At 46.0% G+C, this 18,445-nt stretch carries 14 protein-coding genes; 10 read left to right on the plus strand and 4 right to left on the minus strand.

Annotated features, from left to right (window positions below):
• Positions 1-1,159: acetate kinase (locus ACXLDX_RS08230; RefSeq protein ID WP_457576710.1), on the plus strand; the 1,159-nt coding region annotated here is incomplete at its 5' end.
• Here the strand turns inward: ACXLDX_RS08230 and ACXLDX_RS08235 are convergent.
• From ACXLDX_RS08235 to ACXLDX_RS08250, 4 genes are read right to left on the minus strand one after another with little or no spacing between them, the layout of a single operon-like run.
• Positions 1,160-2,893, minus strand: coding sequence for a YcaO-like family protein (locus ACXLDX_RS08235; RefSeq protein WP_457576711.1), 1,734 nt, complete (start codon positions 2,891-2,893; stop codon positions 1,160-1,162).
• Positions 2,894-2,930: 37 nt separating this feature from the next.
• On the minus strand, positions 2,931-3,770 hold the full coding sequence (locus tag ACXLDX_RS08240) for a (Fe-S)-binding protein (protein WP_457576723.1): 840 nt from the start codon (positions 3,768-3,770) through the stop codon (positions 2,931-2,933).
• Positions 3,659-4,252, minus strand: coding sequence for a 4Fe-4S dicluster domain-containing protein (locus tag ACXLDX_RS08245; protein ID WP_457576712.1), 594 nt, complete (start codon positions 4,250-4,252; stop codon positions 3,659-3,661). The genes ACXLDX_RS08240 and ACXLDX_RS08245 overlap by 112 nt, the downstream gene beginning before the upstream one ends.
• A gap of 17 nt (positions 4,253-4,269) precedes the next feature.
• Positions 4,270-5,664: an FAD-binding oxidoreductase gene (locus ACXLDX_RS08250; RefSeq protein ID WP_457576713.1), complete on the minus strand. Its 1,395-nt coding sequence runs from the start codon at positions 5,662-5,664 to the stop codon at positions 4,270-4,272.
• 149 nt (positions 5,665-5,813) lie between these two features.
• Here ACXLDX_RS08250 and ACXLDX_RS08255 point away from each other — a divergent pair, with 149 nt between their 5' ends.
• The 9 genes from ACXLDX_RS08255 to ACXLDX_RS08295 form a co-directional block, all read left to right on the plus strand.
• Positions 5,814-6,200: a hypothetical protein gene (locus ACXLDX_RS08255; RefSeq protein WP_457576714.1), complete on the plus strand. Its 387-nt coding sequence runs from the start codon at positions 5,814-5,816 to the stop codon at positions 6,198-6,200.
• A gap of 351 nt (positions 6,201-6,551) precedes the next feature.
• A complete protein-coding gene (locus tag ACXLDX_RS08260) occupies positions 6,552-8,498 on the plus strand; it encodes an ASKHA domain-containing protein (RefSeq protein WP_457576715.1) in 1,947 nt (648 codons plus the stop codon).
• Positions 8,499-8,665: 167 nt separating this feature from the next.
• Positions 8,666-10,225 (plus strand): acetyl-CoA decarbonylase/synthase complex subunit delta, encoded by a 1,560-nt coding sequence (locus tag ACXLDX_RS08265; RefSeq protein ID WP_457576716.1) that lies wholly within the window; start codon positions 8,666-8,668, stop codon positions 10,223-10,225.
• Between the two features lie 85 nt (positions 10,226-10,310).
• Entirely contained in the window at positions 10,311-12,341 is a 2,031-nt protein-coding gene (gene cooS / locus ACXLDX_RS08270; RefSeq protein ID WP_457576717.1) for an anaerobic carbon-monoxide dehydrogenase catalytic subunit, read from the plus strand.
• 47 nt (positions 12,342-12,388) lie between these two features.
• A complete protein-coding gene (acsB, locus tag ACXLDX_RS08275) occupies positions 12,389-14,602 on the plus strand; it encodes an acetyl-CoA decarbonylase/synthase complex subunit alpha/beta (protein WP_457576718.1) in 2,214 nt (737 codons plus the stop codon).
• A 78-nt stretch (positions 14,603-14,680) separates the two neighbouring features.
• Positions 14,681-16,021: an acetyl-CoA decarbonylase/synthase complex subunit gamma gene (gene acsC, locus ACXLDX_RS08280; RefSeq protein WP_457576719.1), complete on the plus strand. Its 1,341-nt coding sequence runs from the start codon at positions 14,681-14,683 to the stop codon at positions 16,019-16,021.
• A gap of 127 nt (positions 16,022-16,148) precedes the next feature.
• Complete coding sequence (locus tag ACXLDX_RS08285) at positions 16,149-17,039, plus strand: dihydropteroate synthase (protein ID WP_457576720.1); 891 nt, start codon at positions 16,149-16,151, stop codon at positions 17,037-17,039.
• Between the two features lie 190 nt (positions 17,040-17,229).
• Positions 17,230-17,523, plus strand: coding sequence for a DUF3110 domain-containing protein (locus ACXLDX_RS08290; protein ID WP_457576721.1), 294 nt, complete (start codon positions 17,230-17,232; stop codon positions 17,521-17,523).
• Positions 17,524-17,693: 170 nt separating this feature from the next.
• Positions 17,694-18,445: ATP-binding protein (locus ACXLDX_RS08295; protein WP_457576722.1), on the plus strand; the 752-nt coding region annotated here is incomplete at its 3' end.

Raw genomic sequence — 18,445 nt, forward strand, 5'->3', positions numbered from 1 at the left:
GGAAACAGTTCTTGCCTCGGGGCTTGTGGAGAGAATAGGAGAGGAAAAGGGTGTTGTTTCGTGTGCTTTGAGGCCCGGAACAGATTCACAGGCGAAGGTAAAGAGGCTGGAGAAAGTAGAGGATCACAGTAAGGGAATGCGACTGGCGGTTGAGGTCCTGACCAATCCTGTGAACGGAGTGATTTCCGCAAAAGACGATATTGAGGCCATAGGCCACAGGGTTGTTCATGGTGGTGAGGATTTTCATAGTCCGACATTGATAACCACAGAAGTTCTTAAAGCAATAGAGAATAATGTGGCACTTGCTCCTCTGCACAATCCGGCGAATCTCGATGGAATAAGGGTGGCAGGTGAACTTTTTCCGGGGGTAAAACAGATTGCAGTTTTTGATACCGCTTTTCACCAGTCCATTCCTCCAAAAGCCTACCATTATGCGCTGCCTTTTGAGCTTTATGAAAAAGAAAGAATCCGTCGTTATGGCTTTCATGGTACCTCTCATCAGTATGTGGCTGAGGAATGCGCAAAACAGATGAACAGATCGCCGGAAGACCTTAACCTGATAACTGTTCACCTTGGGAACGGATGCTCCATGTGTGCAGTAGAGAAGGGCAGGAGTGTTGACATATCCCTTGGTTTCACCCCGTTGGAAGGATTGGTCATGGGAACACGGAGTGGAGATGTTGACCCTGCCATACATTTATTTCTGGCCAGAAACTGCGGGATGGATATCCGGCATATTGATGATATGCTCAATAAAGAATCCGGTCTGAAAGGGCTCTGTGGGATGAATGATATGCGTGATATCCATGAGCAGATTGCGGCGGGAAACAAAAGGGCGTTTTTGGCCCTTGAGGTTCAGACCTATCGAAACCGTAAATATATCGGTGCGTTTATGGCTGTGCTGGGCAGGGTAGATGCCATTGTCTTTACTGCCGGTATAGGGGAAAATGACGGTATTGTCCGGGCAAAAAGCCTTGAAAAAATGGAACATTTCGGTATTGAATTAGATCCTCAAAGAAATGATCAGCGAGTCAGGAAACCGGTCCTGCTCAGCAGTGACAGCAGCAGGGTTCAGGTATGGGGAATTCCCACCAATGAAGAACTTGCAATCGCCCGTGCGTCAAAAGCAGTATTGACAGGAGAGGGCATGGCGGAGTGATCAGGTTTTTCTCGTAACATCCCTGAATCGCTCGAAAAGTGTAAGGAGATTGTTGTGTTTTTCAGAAATCTCACGCCAGGTGGTGGCGGACGGCAACCATGCAAACCTGTTGTTTCCGGCTATCGTTTCTTTTGCCTGAAGGTATATTTCTTTCTGGAAAAATGAGATGTGACATTTTTCGTAATCTTTATGTTCCTCGCCGGCCAGTCGGCATTCAAGGAGCGTTAGAATTGCCCGGAAAAGCTGTTTTCGCTGTTGTGACAGGGATGCGTATTCCAGGCACCAGAAACAGGATTCAGCCGCTTGCTGGTGGTGTTGCAGTGCCAGGAGAATATATGTTCTGAGTTCGCCGACGCAGAGATCGTGCCATGGATTGCTTTTTTCAAAAAGTATACCGATCAGATCAGATATCAGCTGATGCGGGCCTAATGTGTTCTCTTCCAGTTGATGGAGAACGGAATGCAGGTCTTCCTCATTGAGTTGAGGCAGCTGCAGCAGAAGTCGACGGAGAGCTGCCGATTTATTTTTGTTGTTCCAGACCAGGTCATCCACCGGATATATCTCTGACATTCCGGGGATAATAATTCTGCAGACATCCATGTTGAATTGGTTGTATTCCCGATAATAGATTGGGAATCCAGAGGAAAGAATAATCGTTTTGATCTGGTGGAGTTCTTCGCTGGTGGTTCCTGAAAAATTCCAGGGAGAAAAAGTATATTCAGCGTTGTCTCGAAACATCTGCCAGGACAACAGTCCGTCTGAATTGATAAAATGGCTTTCAATATTATAACTTTCCGCTGTGAGGGACAGGTCGTACACGGGGGGCTGGAAACGGGAGAGATGGTCAAGTTTTCGCCCCTGGAGCAGTTCTGTCAGAGTACGTTCGATTGCGATATCGAAGCGAAGACTTGCACCAAATGATGCAAATGCACTTCCGCTTTCAGGATGGAAGAGAAGAACGCAGATGACCGGGAAGCTGCCCCCGAGAGAACTGTCTTTTACCATGACCCTGTAACCATGGCCCCTCAGTTTTTCAAGGATCATCATGATGGCCGGGGAATGAGCAAAAAAATGCTCTGGAATATCCGGAAGGGCCAATCCTTCGGCGATGACCCGATTTTTGACATGTCTTTCAATTATCTCGTAAAGTGCCTGACAGAAACATTCTTCCCGGCTGTTGCCTGCTGCCATGCCGTTACTGACATAGAGATTGTGGAGCAGGGCAACAGGAAAATTGACAGTGTTTCCATTTTCCAGATTGGTAAACGGCAGACAACAGATACCTTTCCCTGAAGCAGCGCTGTTATGCTCCAGGAGATGCTCTTCCTCTAAATCTCCGTGCGGATCATAGAAATCCAGCAATTTTTCTGTGAGCAGTTGCCTGTTTCTGTTGAACGATGGCAGCCATATTTCGTCCGGAAAATGGAGAAATGGACTGTTTTTAATCATGCCTTCAAGATAATAATCGTCGAAAAAGAAGCCGGTGGCCAATCTTTCCAGAAATTCACCAAGGCCGCTGGCCAGGGCTGCCTGTCTGGAAATTCCCTTGCCGTTGGTATAGAAAAAAGGTGCGTTTTTCAGGTACAGATGGACTGACCAGCAATAAGGGGCCGGGTTGAGCCAGTGAGTTGTTTCGGGGAGGAGGTCGGATTGATAGAGTATACTGGTAATTCTTTTTATGGTGTTTTCGAGGGGGGCATCCTTGCCAGCTGGTGAGGTCGTGAATTCCATCATATTGAGCTGCTAAAGTTTTTGAATTCCGGGAGGTTGCTCAGATTGTGCCGGCTTTCCTGAGAGAATCTGCGAGGAATTCAACGACAAAACGAGCTTTTTCTCCGGAATGATGCTGGAGGAGATTATCCTGGATATGCATGACACAGGTAGGACAGGCAGTGGCGACATACTCAACATTTTCTTTTTGAATATTATTGATTTTATGATCGTTGATTTTTATTGCTGTTTCATAATGGGTCAGGCAGTAGCTTCCGGCACTGCCGCAGCAGACAGCAGCGTCCTGCATTTCCCTGAATATCAATCCGGGGATTTTTTGCAGCAGGGATCTTGGTTCTTTGCGGATATCCTGTCCCCGGTTTAAATGGCAGGGATCATGGTATGTTACTCTGCAGGGTAACATACCAAAATCATTCGGGCCGAACTGTATTTCTTTTACCAGAAACTCGTTGATATCGTAAACTTTATTGCAAAAATCTCTTAATTCGTCACAATTGTCAATAAAAAGCTTTATTTCCTTTTTCAGGGCCAGTCCGCAGGAGGAGCAGGAAACAATAATGGCGTCCAGGTCATAGCGTCTGAAGAGATTGAAATTGTGTTTCATAAGGTTTGCGGCTCCTTCGTAGTCACCATTGGCCAGGACCGGTGTTCCACTGCATTTCTGGTCCCGGGGGATGATGACTTCATAACCGTAGCCGGTGAGGATATCGACAACGGATTTCACTACATTTGTGTAAATGAGGTTACCGGCACATCCCGTAAAATATCCTATTCGTTTAACAGGCTTACCTTGTTTCGACGGGATGACTTCCGGGTAGAGACTCTGAGCAGGGCGAAGAGCAAGCCTGGGAAAGTAGCGACGTTTTGAAAAGCCGAACAGGGGGAACAGGTGCCGAACAGGGGGAACAGGTGCCGAACAGGATTGCCGGGGCCGATATCAAGAAGAAGCCTCTGTATAAGACCGATAAGAACGGCTCCAGCTATAACCGGCCATTTTCGCCAGAGAAGTTGGCGGAAGATAAGTGCCTTGAACAGGCCCAGTCCTTCACGGGTGGTAATATACCAGCGAAGTCGGAGAACGACATGCTCGGGACTGACTCCTGCCGGGCAGTTTGCCGAACAGGTCTTGCAGTTGAGGCATTCATTGATCGCATCCTTGACTCTGGAAGTAATCTGCAGATCTCCAGAGACAATTTTTTCAGCGAGTTTGTTTTTACCCCTGGCAACGTAGAGTTCGTTGCCTATTTCTTTGAAGACCGGGCAGACACTTCGACATTTTCCACACTGCATGCACTTCTGGAATTCCCGGGCTGCGTGGAGAAGATGGGATTCCGCCTTTTTTTGCTGTCCCTGAACTGTCATAATTGATTCTCCTGGGGTCAATTGGAGACTGAATATGAAAAATCAAACATTTTCCCTGGATTGAGGAGGTTTTCCGGATCAAATGTTTTTTTTATGTCCCGCAACATCTTAATTCCGGCAGAACCGATCTGGTCTTCAAGAAAAGGCTTTTTTTCCAATCCGATTCCATGTTCACCGGAAATGGTCCCTTCCAGGTCTATAGCAAGTCTGAAGAGTTCTCTTACCGCTTTTTCGGTTCGTTTCATCTCGTTTGTATCGTTTTTATCAATAAGAAATGTCGGATGAAGGTTGCCATCCCCGGCATGACCGAAAATACCGACCATGAGATTATATTTCGTGGCAATATTGCAGATTCCCCTGACCATGTCAGGTAGTTTTGAACGGACAACAGTGGCATCTTCCAGGATGAGGTTTGGTTTTACATTGGCCAGGGCATTGAGGGCGATTCTTCGACCTTCAAAGAGGAGATTTCGCTCTTTCGTATCCCGGGCCAGGGAAAAATCTCTGGAGTTGTTTTTTTCAGCAGCTTTCTCGGTTTTCTTCATTTCTCCGATTGCCGAATTTTTTTCGCCATCAGTTTCAATGAGAAGAACTGCTTCGGCGTCCCTTGGCAGATTACAGTCTTTGAAATTCTGGATGGCATTAATGGTGGTATTGTCCATGAATTCCATGGTGGAAGGGGTCACACCGCAGGCAATTATGTCAGAAACACATTGGGCTGCATCGTCAAGGGTATCGAAAATCACCAGGGCTGACTCACGATGCTCTGGGATAGGGCGAAGGGCAAGGGTTACCTCGGTAATGATCCCAAGCAGTCCTTCACTGCCGACAAAAACTGGTTCAAGGTTAAAGCCGGCAACGTGTTTGACACATTTGCTGCCGATGGTGACAATATCTCCTTTCGGCAGGACAATTTTCAGCATTTTGACATAATCTTTGGTTACGCCGTATTTTAACCCGCGAAGTCCGCCGGCATTTTCAGCAATATTTCCACCAATGGTTGAAAATGAAACACTTCCGGGATCTGGTGGATAAAAAAGATTTGCAGAGGCCGTTATCGGGTCAATATCTCCGGTGGTCATTCCGGTTTCAACTGTAATCAGACGATTTTCAGGATCAAACTCTATCAATTTCCGCATCTGATCCAACACGAGAACAACACCTTTTTCAATGGGGACTGAACCTCCTGACAATCCACTTCCCTGGCCCCTTGGAGTAACAGGGATGTGCTCACGATAGGCAAACTGCATGAGGCTGCTGACCTGATCAGTGGAGGTGGCAAAGACAACAGCTTCCGGTGTTTTCTCAATATGTGATGCGTCGTAGCTGTAAGCAATCATATCTTCCGGTTGGTGCAGAAGCCCATCATTTCCAAAAATAGAGGAGAGTTCTTCCAGGTGCCTTTTTTTCATAGTGACCTCGACCATGTTTTGATGTTTTATTAGGTTTATTGGTAATACCAATATCTTTTTTTTAAAAATATGTCAAATAAATAATAAACCAAGAAAAAAATACTTTTTTTCGTAGTTATAATGAAAGTTACATAAATGGTATTACCAATATGAGTGGTTGGTGTTATTTAAAAATGGGTGCGACAGGGTATGGAAAAATGTTTCCAAATAAGAAAGACGTGATATATAATTCCGTCTTGGTTGCATGGAATATTGCATGTAAATTTTGCGGTGGGGTTCACAACCATGAAAAAGGGGAATTTGGGGGTAAATTCATTGAGAATAGAAGTGGTTGGGGTGATATAGTGTGGGATATTGTGAAAAGCAAAGGTGGATCAGGATCATCAAATTTCTGTGCAAAGAAGGATATTTTTTTAGGTGAGAAATCCCTGAAATGTCCCGATTCGGAAAAATATTGTAAATTTCGTTCCTCCTGCTGCATAAATTTTCTGGAAAATGAGAGGCGGCAAGAAACTGAGCAAACGCTCGGTAAATAAGGGAGTGGTGAAATAAAAAAACGTGGAGAACCTTACGAGGTAAAGGTTGTATCAAATTTAATGATATTCTTTAGAAGAAAAAAGAATGATTGTTTGGCTGTCAATTGATGTACTTATAGAGGGAATTTTGTCAATTACAAGTTGTAAGTGAAATTATTTATGATATATTTGTCTGTTGTATCCGAGCCCTGTGTTGAACGTTTTGTAAAGGCGGTTTTTCTTTTGCTGCATGGCGACGACAAAACTTTATTCTGATCGGGTATAACTGCAGGTATTTTGCCGGGTTGTGTTATTGGTGTATTAAAGAAAATGATTAAATCCACCAGGCATCATAGACAAAAGGAAAATCGCATGGACAATTGTCGAGTTACCTTTCTTCCCCATGATAGAGTTATAACAGTACCGGAAGGAGAGAGTCTTCTCAGGGCTGCACTTGAAGCGGGTGTTCACATCAACGCCTCCTGCGGAGGGGAGGGCGTCTGCGGCAAATGCAGAATTCTGGTCGAAAAGGGGGAAGTGGAAGAGGGTGTATCTGAGCGGCTTGACGCTGAAGATATCGAAAAAGGATACCGTCTGGCCTGTCTGACGAGGATCAGTGGGGATGTTACTGTCAGGATCCCAATAGAGTCCAGTGTCGACAAGAGTGTTATGCTCACCCAGGTAACACCCCGCAGGACTGCCAAGATCCAACATCCTGATTTTGAGAGCCTCAAGGAAGAAGGACTTTTTATTCCTCCGGTCGAAAAAGTGTATCTTGAGCTGCCTCCTCCGGATCCCCAGAATAATATGCCGGATGTGACCCGGCTTATTGAGTTTCTGAAAGTGCAGGCGAATGAGCACAAACTTGAGCTTACTCTCCCGGTTATCAGGAAACTTCCCGGTGTGTTGCGGGAAAATGATTTTAAGCTCACCTTGACTCTGGTTCGCCCTGTCAGAGATGATGGAAAGACACTGATTCTTGATATCCAGGGAGGAGATGTCAAGGACGAAAATTATGGTGTTGCTCTAGATATCGGTACAACGACAATTTATGGACAGCTCATTAATCTTGCCACCGGTGAATGTCTTGCCGAGGCCGGGGACTTCAACGGTCAGATCAGTTACGGTGAAGATGTCATAACCCGGCTTATTTATGCCGAAAAACCTGGTGGTCTCGATAAACTTCAGGAAGTGGTTGTTGCAACAATCAACAGTGTTCTCAAACGGATTGTTGCAAAATCAGGAATAGACCCGGATTTTGTTTCCACTATTACCTTTTCGGGTAATACAACCATGACCCAGCTGTTTTTGTCAGTGGATCCCAGGAATATTCGCCGAGCTCCATATGTTCCCACAGCGACTCTCTATCCGCCTTTCAGGGCTGCTACGGTAGGGATTGAATTAAATGATCACGTGATTGCCCTGGTTTACCCACAGGTTTCAAGTTTTGTTGGTGGTGATATTGTGGCTGGTGTCATGGGGTCGGGAATGTACAGGAACGAAGAACTGACCCTGTTTCTGGATATCGGAACCAATGCCGAGCTGGTTGTGGGAAATAAGGACTGGCTGGCATGCACAGCCTGTTCCGCAGGACCTGCCTTTGAAGGTGGAGGTATCGAATTCGGGATGCGTGCCGCCAAGGGAGCTATTGAAGATTTTTCTATTGATCCGGTGACCTTTGAACCGATGATTTTCACCATTGGGGACGTGAGTCCGAAAGGTATCTGTGGTTCGGGGCTGATCACCATGACTGCCGTGATGTTCGAGGCGGGAGTAATCAATAACAGGGGAAAATTCAATCGTGATCTGGATACTCCGAGAATAAGGAAGAGAAATGATGTGTGGGAGTATGTTCTGGTCTGGAAGGATCGGACACAGATTGATCGGGATATCGCCCTGACTGAACCGGATATAGATAATCTTATCCGGGCCAAAGGTGCGATCTACAGCGGCTGCCTGACATTGCTTGAAGAAGTTGGCCTGACAATGGATATGGTTGAGCATATCATATTGGCGGGTGGTTTTGGCAGCTATATTGATCTCGAAAAAGCAATGACTATCGGACTGTTGCCCGAAATTGACCCCGACTGTGTCACGTTTATTGGGAATGGCTCTCTTATGGGAGCGAGGATGAGTTCACTGACCAACAGAATCAGAAAAGATGTTGTGGAAGTGACAAAGAAAATGACAAATTTTGAGTTGTCGGAGACTCCGTCCTATATGGATAATTATGTCGCAGCCATGTTTCTTCCTCATACCGAAATTGAGAAATTTCCGAAACTCAAAAAAAGGATGGAAGAGAGAAAGAAGAATCTGTAGACCGGTGGACAGTCGCCGGCAGTATCAACAGGCCGGCTTAAAATAGAAATAATAATAAATAGATTTTGTACCTCTTGTTCTTTGGTTATGTTTGAAAAGGGGAGATCGGTTTCGTACTGTGATACCAATCTTCTGGAGAAAAAATACTCACCAGTAAGGAGGCAAAAGTGGGATTTGAAATCAAGAAGGAATCCTATACCGGCGGCATAAAAGAAATTACCATAGGTAAGGGAGATTCCGCCATTACCGTAGGCGGTGAGACATGTTACCCTTTTTATACCTTTGAAGGGGATATGCCCAATAAACCCATTGTCGCCATGGAAATATGGGATATGGAACCGGAGGATTGGCCGGAACCTGTAATGGCCCATTTTAAAGATGTTATGTCCGATCCCGCAGCATGGGCTAAAAAATGTGTCGATGAATTTGGCGCAGATGCAATCGTCGTTCAGTTGAAAAGTATTGATCCGAACGATAAGGATGCAAGTCCCGAGTCTGCAGCGGAAACTGTTGAAAAGGTTCTCGATGCTGTTAACGTCCCTGTAATTGTCTGGGGCTGTGCCAATCCTGAGAAAGATGAGCAGGTTCTCAAGGTAGTTGCGGAAAAATGCCAGGACCGGAATCTGGTCATTGGACCAGTAGAAGAGAAAAATTATAAAGGAATCGGGGCGGCAGCCATGGGATATGGTCATACCCTCATTTCCTCTTCTCCAATTGATGTCAACCTTGCAAAACAGGTTAATATTCTGCTTGAAAATCTTGGTATGCCGATGGATCGGATTCTTGTGGATCCGACAACCGGTGGACTGGGGTACGGTATGGAATATACCTATTCTGTTATGGAAAGACTGGCTATGGCATCCCTGCTCCAGGGTGATGACAAACTGCAGTTCCCCATGATCAACAACCTCGGTAACGAGGTATGGAAATGTAAGGAAGCCAAACAGACAGTTGAGGAAGCTCCGGTTCTCGGAGACCCTGAAAAACGTGGTATTCTGATGGAGGCAGTTGGTGCTGTTTCCTATCTCATGAGTGGTTCCAATATCATGATTATGAGACATCCCGAAGCAATTCGTCTGGTCAAGGCGTTTATTGATGGTGTTTCTGATGGGACTTCTGTTTCGGAAGTTGAGGGAATTAAGAAGGTGCTGGGCGATGTGGAAGTTGATTTTGCAGCCCTTGCTCCTGAGCTTGATCTGACTATCAAGGAGGAAGAGAAAAAAGCAGCTCCCGCTAAAAAAGCAGCACCTGCAAAGGCCGCACCGGAGAAGAAAAAAGCGTCGAAACCTGCAGCTAAAGCGGCAGCGGCTCCGAAGGCTGAAGTGAAAGAAGAGAAGAAGGCCGAACCGGAAGTCGATCCGGAAGTTAAGGCTAAGATGGAAGCCGAAGCCAAGGCCAAAGCGGAAGCGGAAGCCAGGGCTAAGGCCGAGGCCGATGCAAAAGCAAAAGAGGAGGCTAAAGCCAAAGCGGAAGCAGAAGCGAAAGCGAAAGAGGAAGCAGAAGCTAAGGCCAAGGCCGAGGCTGAAGAGGCTGCCCGCAAAGCTGAAGTGGCAGAGCGTGAAGCTGCTGAAAGAGCTTTGAAAGAAAAGCGAGCCAGGGAACATAAATCAGATGTTGCCATGATGTCTGAAGACGGTGAGGACATCCCTGTAACGGCTGCTGCAGTTCAGAAAGATCAGCTGGAAAAAATGATGGAAATGCTGAATCGGATGCACAAGAGAATTTAAAAGATATCAATTTATCACGTACGGAGGTGTAGTTATTAGCGTAACTAATTGATAGTCTACAATAAATCCATGAGGAGGACCTCAAATGGCAGAAGCAACGAAAGCAAAAGCAGTAAAAGCCCCTAAAGTCGCTGATCCAATGGAAGCGACGATGGAGCCGGCAACCCAGGATATGCTGCGCAGAGCGCAGAAACTGGGTATCGACACCGTATTTGATCGTGCAGTAACCATGAAACCCTGTGCCATCGGTATGCAGGGTATCTGTTGTAAAAACTGTGCTATGGGACCCTGCCGACTTCCCTTGCCAAAAGGCGGGATTGATGGAGAAGATACGAGAAAAGGCCTTTGTGGTGCTACTGCAAACACTATTTGTGCAAGAAACTTTGTGAGAATGATTGCCGGTGGTGCTGCGGCGCATTCAGATCATGGTCGTGGGGTGGCGGAAACTTTCCTGTCTGCAGCCAGAAAAAGTGCCAAGGATTATTCCGTAAAAGATCCTGCGAGATTAATTCAGATCGCTCCTTATTTCGGTGTTGCGACAACGGTTGAAGAAGATGGCGTGACCAAAGACCGTGATATCGATGAAATTGCTCTTGCGGTTGCGGAAAAAGCCGTCCGTGAGTGGGGAAAACCTGAACTGACTGCCAGCTATATTAAGAGAGCTCCGAAACCTTTACAGGAAAAGTGGGAAAAAGAAGGGGTTGTGCCCAGAAACGTCGACCGGGAAATTGTTGAATGTATGCACAGGACCCTTATGGGCGTTGATCAGGATTATAAAAACCTGATGAAGCAAGGTGTCCGGGCTTCTCTTGCTGATGGATGGTGTGGTTCCATGATAGGAACGGATCTGCAGGATGTTATGTTCGGCAGCCCGTCTCCATTGCAGGCTGAAGCAAACCTGGGAGTAATGAAAGAAGATCATGTCAATTTGATCGTTCATGGTCATGAACCGCTGCTTTCTGAAATTATTATTGCGGTTGCCCAGTCTCAGGAAATGGTTGATTATGCGAAAAGCAAAGGTGCAAAAGGTATACAGCTTGCCGGAATCTGCTGTACAGCCAATGAGATGTTACAGCGTCATGGCGTACCACCGGCAGGAAACTTCCTGCAGCAGGAGTTCGCTATTATTACAGGTGCCTGTGATGCAATGGTAGTTGATGTGCAGTGCATCATGCAGAACCTGGCAAATGTCGCGAAATGCTTTCATACAAAACTGATCACCACTCATCCCATCGCAAAAATTGAGCAGGATAATGTCATTCATATTGAATTTGATGAACATTATGCCATGGAAGATGCCAAGCGAATTGTCAAGATAGCCATTGATAATTTTGAAAATCGCGGTGCAGACGTGATGATTCCCAAGCAGAGATCAATTCAGGTCGCCGGTTTTGGGGTGGAATCCATTCAATATCATCTGGGCGGAAGTTTCCGTGGAAGTTATTACACACTGAATGACAATATTATTAATGGCCGTATTCGTGGTGTTGCCGGTGTTGTTGGCTGTAATAATGCCAGGACCAAGCATAATGAAGAGCATATTGTTCTGATAAAAGAACTGCTCAGAAACGATGTTCTTGTACTGGTTACCGGATGCAGCGCAATTGCTGCCGGGGTACATGGCCTTCTCACTCCCGAATCAGCTGCGGTTTATTGTGGTCCCGGGCTTGCTGAGGTTTGTGAAACTGTTGGTATTCCTCCTGTTCTGCATCTCGGATCCTGTGTTGATAACAGTCGTATTCTTCTGGCGGCGACCGAGATGGTGAAAGCCGGCGGTCTTGGTGATGATATCTGTGACCTGCCTGCAGCAGGGAGTGCACCTGAATGGATGAACGAAAAAGCTATCGCCATCGGGCAGTATTTTGTCGCTTCCGGTGTATACACTGTATTCGGTTATCATATGCCGCTTGAAGGTGCTCCGGTATTTAAGGATTATCTCTATAAAGAGATGGAAGAAATCTACGGTGGTATGTGGGATTGTGAGCCCGATCCTATCAAGCATGCCCATAAGATGATTGCTCATATCGATAAGAAACGTAAGGAGCTCGGTATAGACAAGGCCCGTGAGAGGGTGTTGATGGATATGGCCGACAGACAGGCCCTCGGAATAGAATAAACCAGCGATATTACGTTATTATTAATCCTTAAATGAAGGAGTAAAGCATGTCAAGATTAGTAGCATTTGCGGCTATACAGGGCGGATATAAAGTTGTGTCGGAAGTGGAAGGGGAACTTGAAAAAGCCCTTCAGTCCTACGATGCCAGCACAGAAATAGGTTTTCCAAATACGGCGTATTATCTGCCGGTTATTTACTCGCTGACAGGAATAAAATGTGAGACTCTTGAGGATCTGAAAAAACCGATGGAATTTGCCCGTGGGCTTCTTCCGCCTCATATTAAAGGCAAGAATCATCTTCCTTACCTTGGACCACTTCTTGATGCTGGTATGGCTGGAATATTCGCCTATGAGGTAAAAGAGGCTTTACGTATTCTTGAAGAACCCGATTTTTATATTCCAACGGAAGATCCCGATATTGAAGCGGGTAAGATGTGGGTTGGACCCGCGGATGATACCATCCTGAGGAAGCGTGGTGTTGAATTTGTTGATGGATCCGCTCCAGGATTTGCAGCAGTTGTCGGGGCTGCCCCGGACGCTGAAACTGCAAAAATGATCGTCGAAGATTATCAGAAGAAGAGTCTCTATATTTTCTGTGCGGCTCATCATAATGGTAAAACGATTATCGAGCAGTGTCTTGAAGCTGGGATGCAGGTGGGTTGGAATACCCGTATTGTGCCATTTGGTCCGGATATTTCTTCAGCTGTGTTTGCTCTTGGTTTTGCCAACAGGGCAGCCATGGCTTTTGGTGGTGTTGAGCCGGGAGACTATCGCAGGATGCTGATGTATAACAAGAACCGTATCTTTGCCTTTGTTAATGCACTGGGTGACGTTGGTACCGAATGGGCTGTCGCGGCTGCAGGCTGTGTTAACTGGGGTTTCCCGACATTGGCCGATACGGACATTCCTGAGATCCTGCCCACAGGTATCTGTACCTATGAGCATGTTGTTGCCAATGTTCCCCATGATGAGATCTGTCAGAAATCGGTAGAGGTTCGTGGTCTGAAAATCAATATCACTGAGATTGATATTCCACTTGCTTTCGGTCCTGCTTTTGAGGGTGAGCGTGTTCGTGGTGGTGATCTTTTCGGTCAGATGGGTGGTGGTAAGACCCAGTGTACCGAGTTGGTGAAAATGGCTGAGATGAATGAGATTGAAGACGGCAAGGTTGAGGTTGTCGGTCCTGATATAGGCGATATGAAAGAAGGTGATGTGTTGCCGCTTGGTATTCTCGTTCAGATTGCCGGGCGTGAATTTCAGGAGGATTTCGAGCCTATCATGGAGCGTCAGATCCATCATCTGATTAACTATATCCAGGGTATCATGCATATTGGTCAGCGTGACATCTCCTGGGTACGTATCAGCAAGGCGGCTGTGGAAAAAGGCTTTACCCTGAAAGATATCGGAGTTGTGCTTCACGCTAAATTTCATCAGGATTTCCAGAAAATTGTCGATAAGGTCCAGGTCACTCTCTATACCAAGCAGGAAGATGTGGATAAAATTACTGCCCAGGCCAGAGAAGAGTATAAGACCCGTGATGCCCGTGTTGATACCATGACTGATGAAGATGTGGAGACTTTCTACTCCTGCAGTCTCTGTCAGTCTTTTGCTCCAAGTCATGTCTGTACAGTCAGTCCTGAAAGAACAGGACTGTGTGGTGCTTATAACTGGATGGACTGTAAAGCTGCTTACGAAATCAACCCGACCGGACCGAATCAGCCGATTCAGAAAGGAAAGGTTCTTGATCCTAAACTTGGACGCTTCGAAGGAGTTGACGAGTTTATCAAGGTTGCCTCTAAAGGTGCTATTGAAACCTATAATTTCTATTCCATGGTCCATGCCCCTATGACAACCTGTGGCTGCTGTGAGTGTATTGCTGCCATGTTACCGGCATGTAACGGTATCATGACTGTCGGTCGTGATTATACAGGTGATACTCCCTGTGGAATGAAATTCACCACACTTGCCGGTGTAATGGGTGGTGGTGCGGCTTCACCTGGATTCGTCGGTCACTCCAAGTTCAATATCACCCAGAAGAAGTTTATTCTTGGGGATGGCGGGCTGCTTCGCCTGGTCTGGATGCCGAAGATAGTTAAAGATGAGATTCGGGAAAGACTGAATGCCAGAGGGGCCGAGATGGGTGTTGAGAATTTCGCTGATATGATCGCTGATGAAACCGTAGGCGTGACTGAAGAGGAGATTCTGCCCTGGCTCGAAGAAAAGGGTCATCCTGCACTGAGCATGGATCCTCTTATTGGCTAAATTGAAGCAATGATGCTGCACATGCTGTCCGGCGTGTGCAGCTTCAGGCTCTGAAATAGAAACAAGGAGACAACACAAATGGCGTTAACAGGAATTCAAATATTCAAACTCCTGCCTAAGACGAATTGTAAAGAGTGTGGGGTTCCGACCTGCCTGGCTTTTGCAATGAATCTTGCATCCGGTAAGGCTGAACTTGACTCTTGTCCCTATGTATCGGATGAAGCGCGTGAACAGCTCGCAGAGGCTTCTGCGCCGCCGATTCGTCCGGTAGCAATTGGAAAAGGTGTTCGGGAGGCGAAGACAGGTGGGGAAACAGTTCTTCACAGGCATGAAAAGACATTTTATAATCCCACCATGTTTGCAGGGATAATTACCTCTGACACCCCGGTAGAGGAAGTAGAAGCAAAATTGAAGGTCTGGAATGCCCTGCAATACGAAAGAGTTGGTTTTAACCTGCGTCCGGAGCTTGCTGCTCTCAAAGATGTTAATGGTGATGCCGATGCGTTTGCTGCCCTTGCAAAACTCATTGCGGAAACATCAGAGTTTAACCTGGTGCTGATGAGTGAAGATGAGGCTGTTATCAGCGCGGCTGTTGCAGTAGCAGGTTTCAAACGACCACTTATCTATGCGGCAACAGAGAGTAATGTTGATGCATTTGGCAAAATTGCCCAGGATAATGAGTTGCCGTTGGCAGTGAAAGCCGATTCCATTGATGGCGTTATGGCGTTGACGGAAAAACTGACAGAGATGGGTCTGAAAGACCTGGTGATCGACAGTGGTTCAAGAGATCTTAAACAGGCTCTGGAAGATCAGGTTGCCATCAGGCGTGCGGCCTTGAAAGATGGGAATAAAGCCCTCGGGTTCCCGACCATTACTTTTCCGTGTGAGATGGCTTCTAACCTGGACATGGAAGCACTTATTGCCGGCATGTTTGTCGCCAAGTATGGTGGAATTGTTGTTCTATCCGATCTGACAACTGAGGTCATGTTTCCGCTGCTGCTTGAAAGATTGAATATCTTCACCGATCCCCAGAGGCCAATGACTGTAACAGAGGGAATTTTTGAAATCGGTAATCCTGATGAGAACTCTCCTGTACTGGTCACTACAAATTTTGCCCTTACCTACTTTATTGTATCCGGTGAGATTGAAGGAAGTAAGGTCCCGGCCTGGCTGTTGATCAAGGATTCAGAAGGTCTTTCAGTATTGACTGCCTGGGCTGCCGGTAAATTTGGTGGTGATGATGTCGGCATGTTTGTTAAAAAGTGCGGCATCATGGATAAGGTGAAACACACTGAATTGATTATCCCGGGTTATGCTGCTGCCATTGCCGGTGATGTCGAAGAAGAGCTGCCAGGCTGGACGATCACCGTTGGCCCAAGGGAATCAGCCCATCTGGCCGGATTTTTGAAAGCACGGTAAGCATTGTTCTTCCTGAAGTACGGGAAACAGTTATTGTCTTCCTGGCCGAAAGCGTATATGTTTTGGGTCAGGAAGTAGAGTTTTGGCAGGTAAGTCTTTAAATTTACAGGAATGAAAGGAGAAAAATATGATTCTTTTCGGCGAAAGCCTGAATGTAATCTCCACGGTTATCGGAAAAGCTTATAAAGAGCGTGATCCGAAACCGATTCAGGAGGAATGCCTGGAGCAGGTCAAGCTTGGTATGGATTATATCGATATCAATCTTGGTCCTGCCAAAAAAGATGGCAAGGAATTGATGCCATGGGTTTGTCAGGTCGTGCAGGAGGTTGTCCCCGATGTCCCTCTGCTTCTTGATACATCCAATATTGAAGCTATCGAGGAAGGTTTGAAGGTTCTGAAACCTGCCAGCAAACCCCATATTGTTAATTCAATCATGGCGCGCCCCGAAAGGTATGAAGTTATGCTGCCTATGGCTGCCAAATATGAAGCTGATATTGTTGCCCTGATGTGGGGACCTGATGGTTTGCCAAGGGATGAGAACGAAAGAGCAGCTCTCTGTGTGGAACTGGTTTATGCTGCCAATGAGGCCGGGATCCCCAATGAAAAAATCTGGGTTGACGGTATTGTAACTCCTGTAAATATTCAGCAGGCTCAATGTATGGCGCTGTTGACTTTCCAGATGATGCTTGATGATATTGCCCCTGGTGCAATGAGTACCTGTGGTCTTTCCAATATATCCAATGGACCTCCGGTTCATCTGCGTCCAATCATTAATACAACTTATATGATCATGCTCGGACGTTATGGCATGAAATCCGTTATCTCTGATCCTCTTGACACAAACCTTACGGATGTTGCCAAAGGCAGACGTCAGGATATCGTGGATGTTGTTTACCAGGCAATGGACGGTGAGGCTCCTGATCCATCCAGCCTGTCCAAGGAACTTGGTGATTATGTGAAAACAGTCAAAGTCATTACAGGTGAAACACTGTTTTCTGATTCATACCTCGAAGTGTAATAAGTTTTTATTGTTATTCATGAGCCTCATTCCGTCAGGAATGGGGCTTTTTTTATTGTGATCGTGTTTATCGTAGTTACTGTTTATACGTCTACTTTGAGGATGGTTCACCTCGGGTGATGTGACTGATTTTCATAAATCGTATTCCCGGGTTGGGTTTTGCAATTTTCAACTGATGATGAGATTTAATATGAATCAAAACAAGAATAAAAAAGGGTGGGTGTATGCCTTTGTCTGTAACCCTGGAGCTGATGAGAGTTTTCTGGGTTTATACAGTGAAAATAATGATATGAATTTTATTCCAGCTTTTTACACTAAAGAAGAGGCTAACGACTGTTTTTTATCTCTTCCAAGAGAAAAGGGAAAGAAATATGAACTGCAGGCAGTTCATATGGAAGAACTCACAAAAGATGCTGAACAAAATGGCTATTCTGTAGTTATGGTAGATGGTAACGGGAAAATTATTGTTGAGTCCGTTGAATAATAAAACAGCTTCAATTTATTGGTTTGAGCAAAAGGTTCGGTAATTTACACGCTTATGGCCTTTTATTGTATCTACACATTGAAACTATTGAAAATCCCAACTAGCGGCAATTCAACCTTCAGCCGTGGATTTTCAGATAATGAACCGATTATTGGAACGGGAGGGAAAAATTGAGTCTGAAAATAGCAATAGGCGGTAAAGGAGGAGTGGGAAAAACGACTGTCACCTCTCTTCTTGCGAGATGTCTTGCAGCCGGCAAAAAGAACAAGGTCATTGCCATCGATGCAGATCCGGTCGCAAATCTGGCAGCCGGGCTTGGGATTCCAGAAGACGATCCCATCACACCTATCGCCGAATTAAAAGATCTTATTGCAGAAAGGACGGGTGCGGAGCCTGGGACAATGGGGGGCTTTTTTACCCTGAATCCAAAAGTTGATGATATACCGGAGCGTTTTTCCAGAGAAAAAGACGGTGTAAAACTCCTGGTTATGGGAACTGTCCAGAGAGGTGGGTCTGGTTGTATCTGTCCCGAATCGACGATACTCAAGGCCCTGATGAATCACCTGGTTCTCTACCGTGATGATATTGTTATTATGGATATGGAAGCGGGAGTGGAACATCTTGGTCGGGCCACCTCATCTTCGGTTGATGCCTTGATTATTGTGGTTAACCCGGGGGCACGCTCCAGAGTGGCCGCCGAAAGAATTAGAAAACTTGGTCAGGATATCGGAATTAAAAATATTGTTGTTCTCGGAAACAGGGTCAGAAATGAAGATGATGAAAGACTGATTCGAGAGTCATTGTCTGATTTTGAAATTCTGGGCTTTGTTTCTGAACATGAAGAAATAATAAAATCTGACAGAACCGGGGAACGTCCCTTTCAGAACGCAGATGAAATTCCGGAAGAAATTTTTAAGATTGC

Source organism: Desulfomarina sp. (assembly GCF_054039375.1).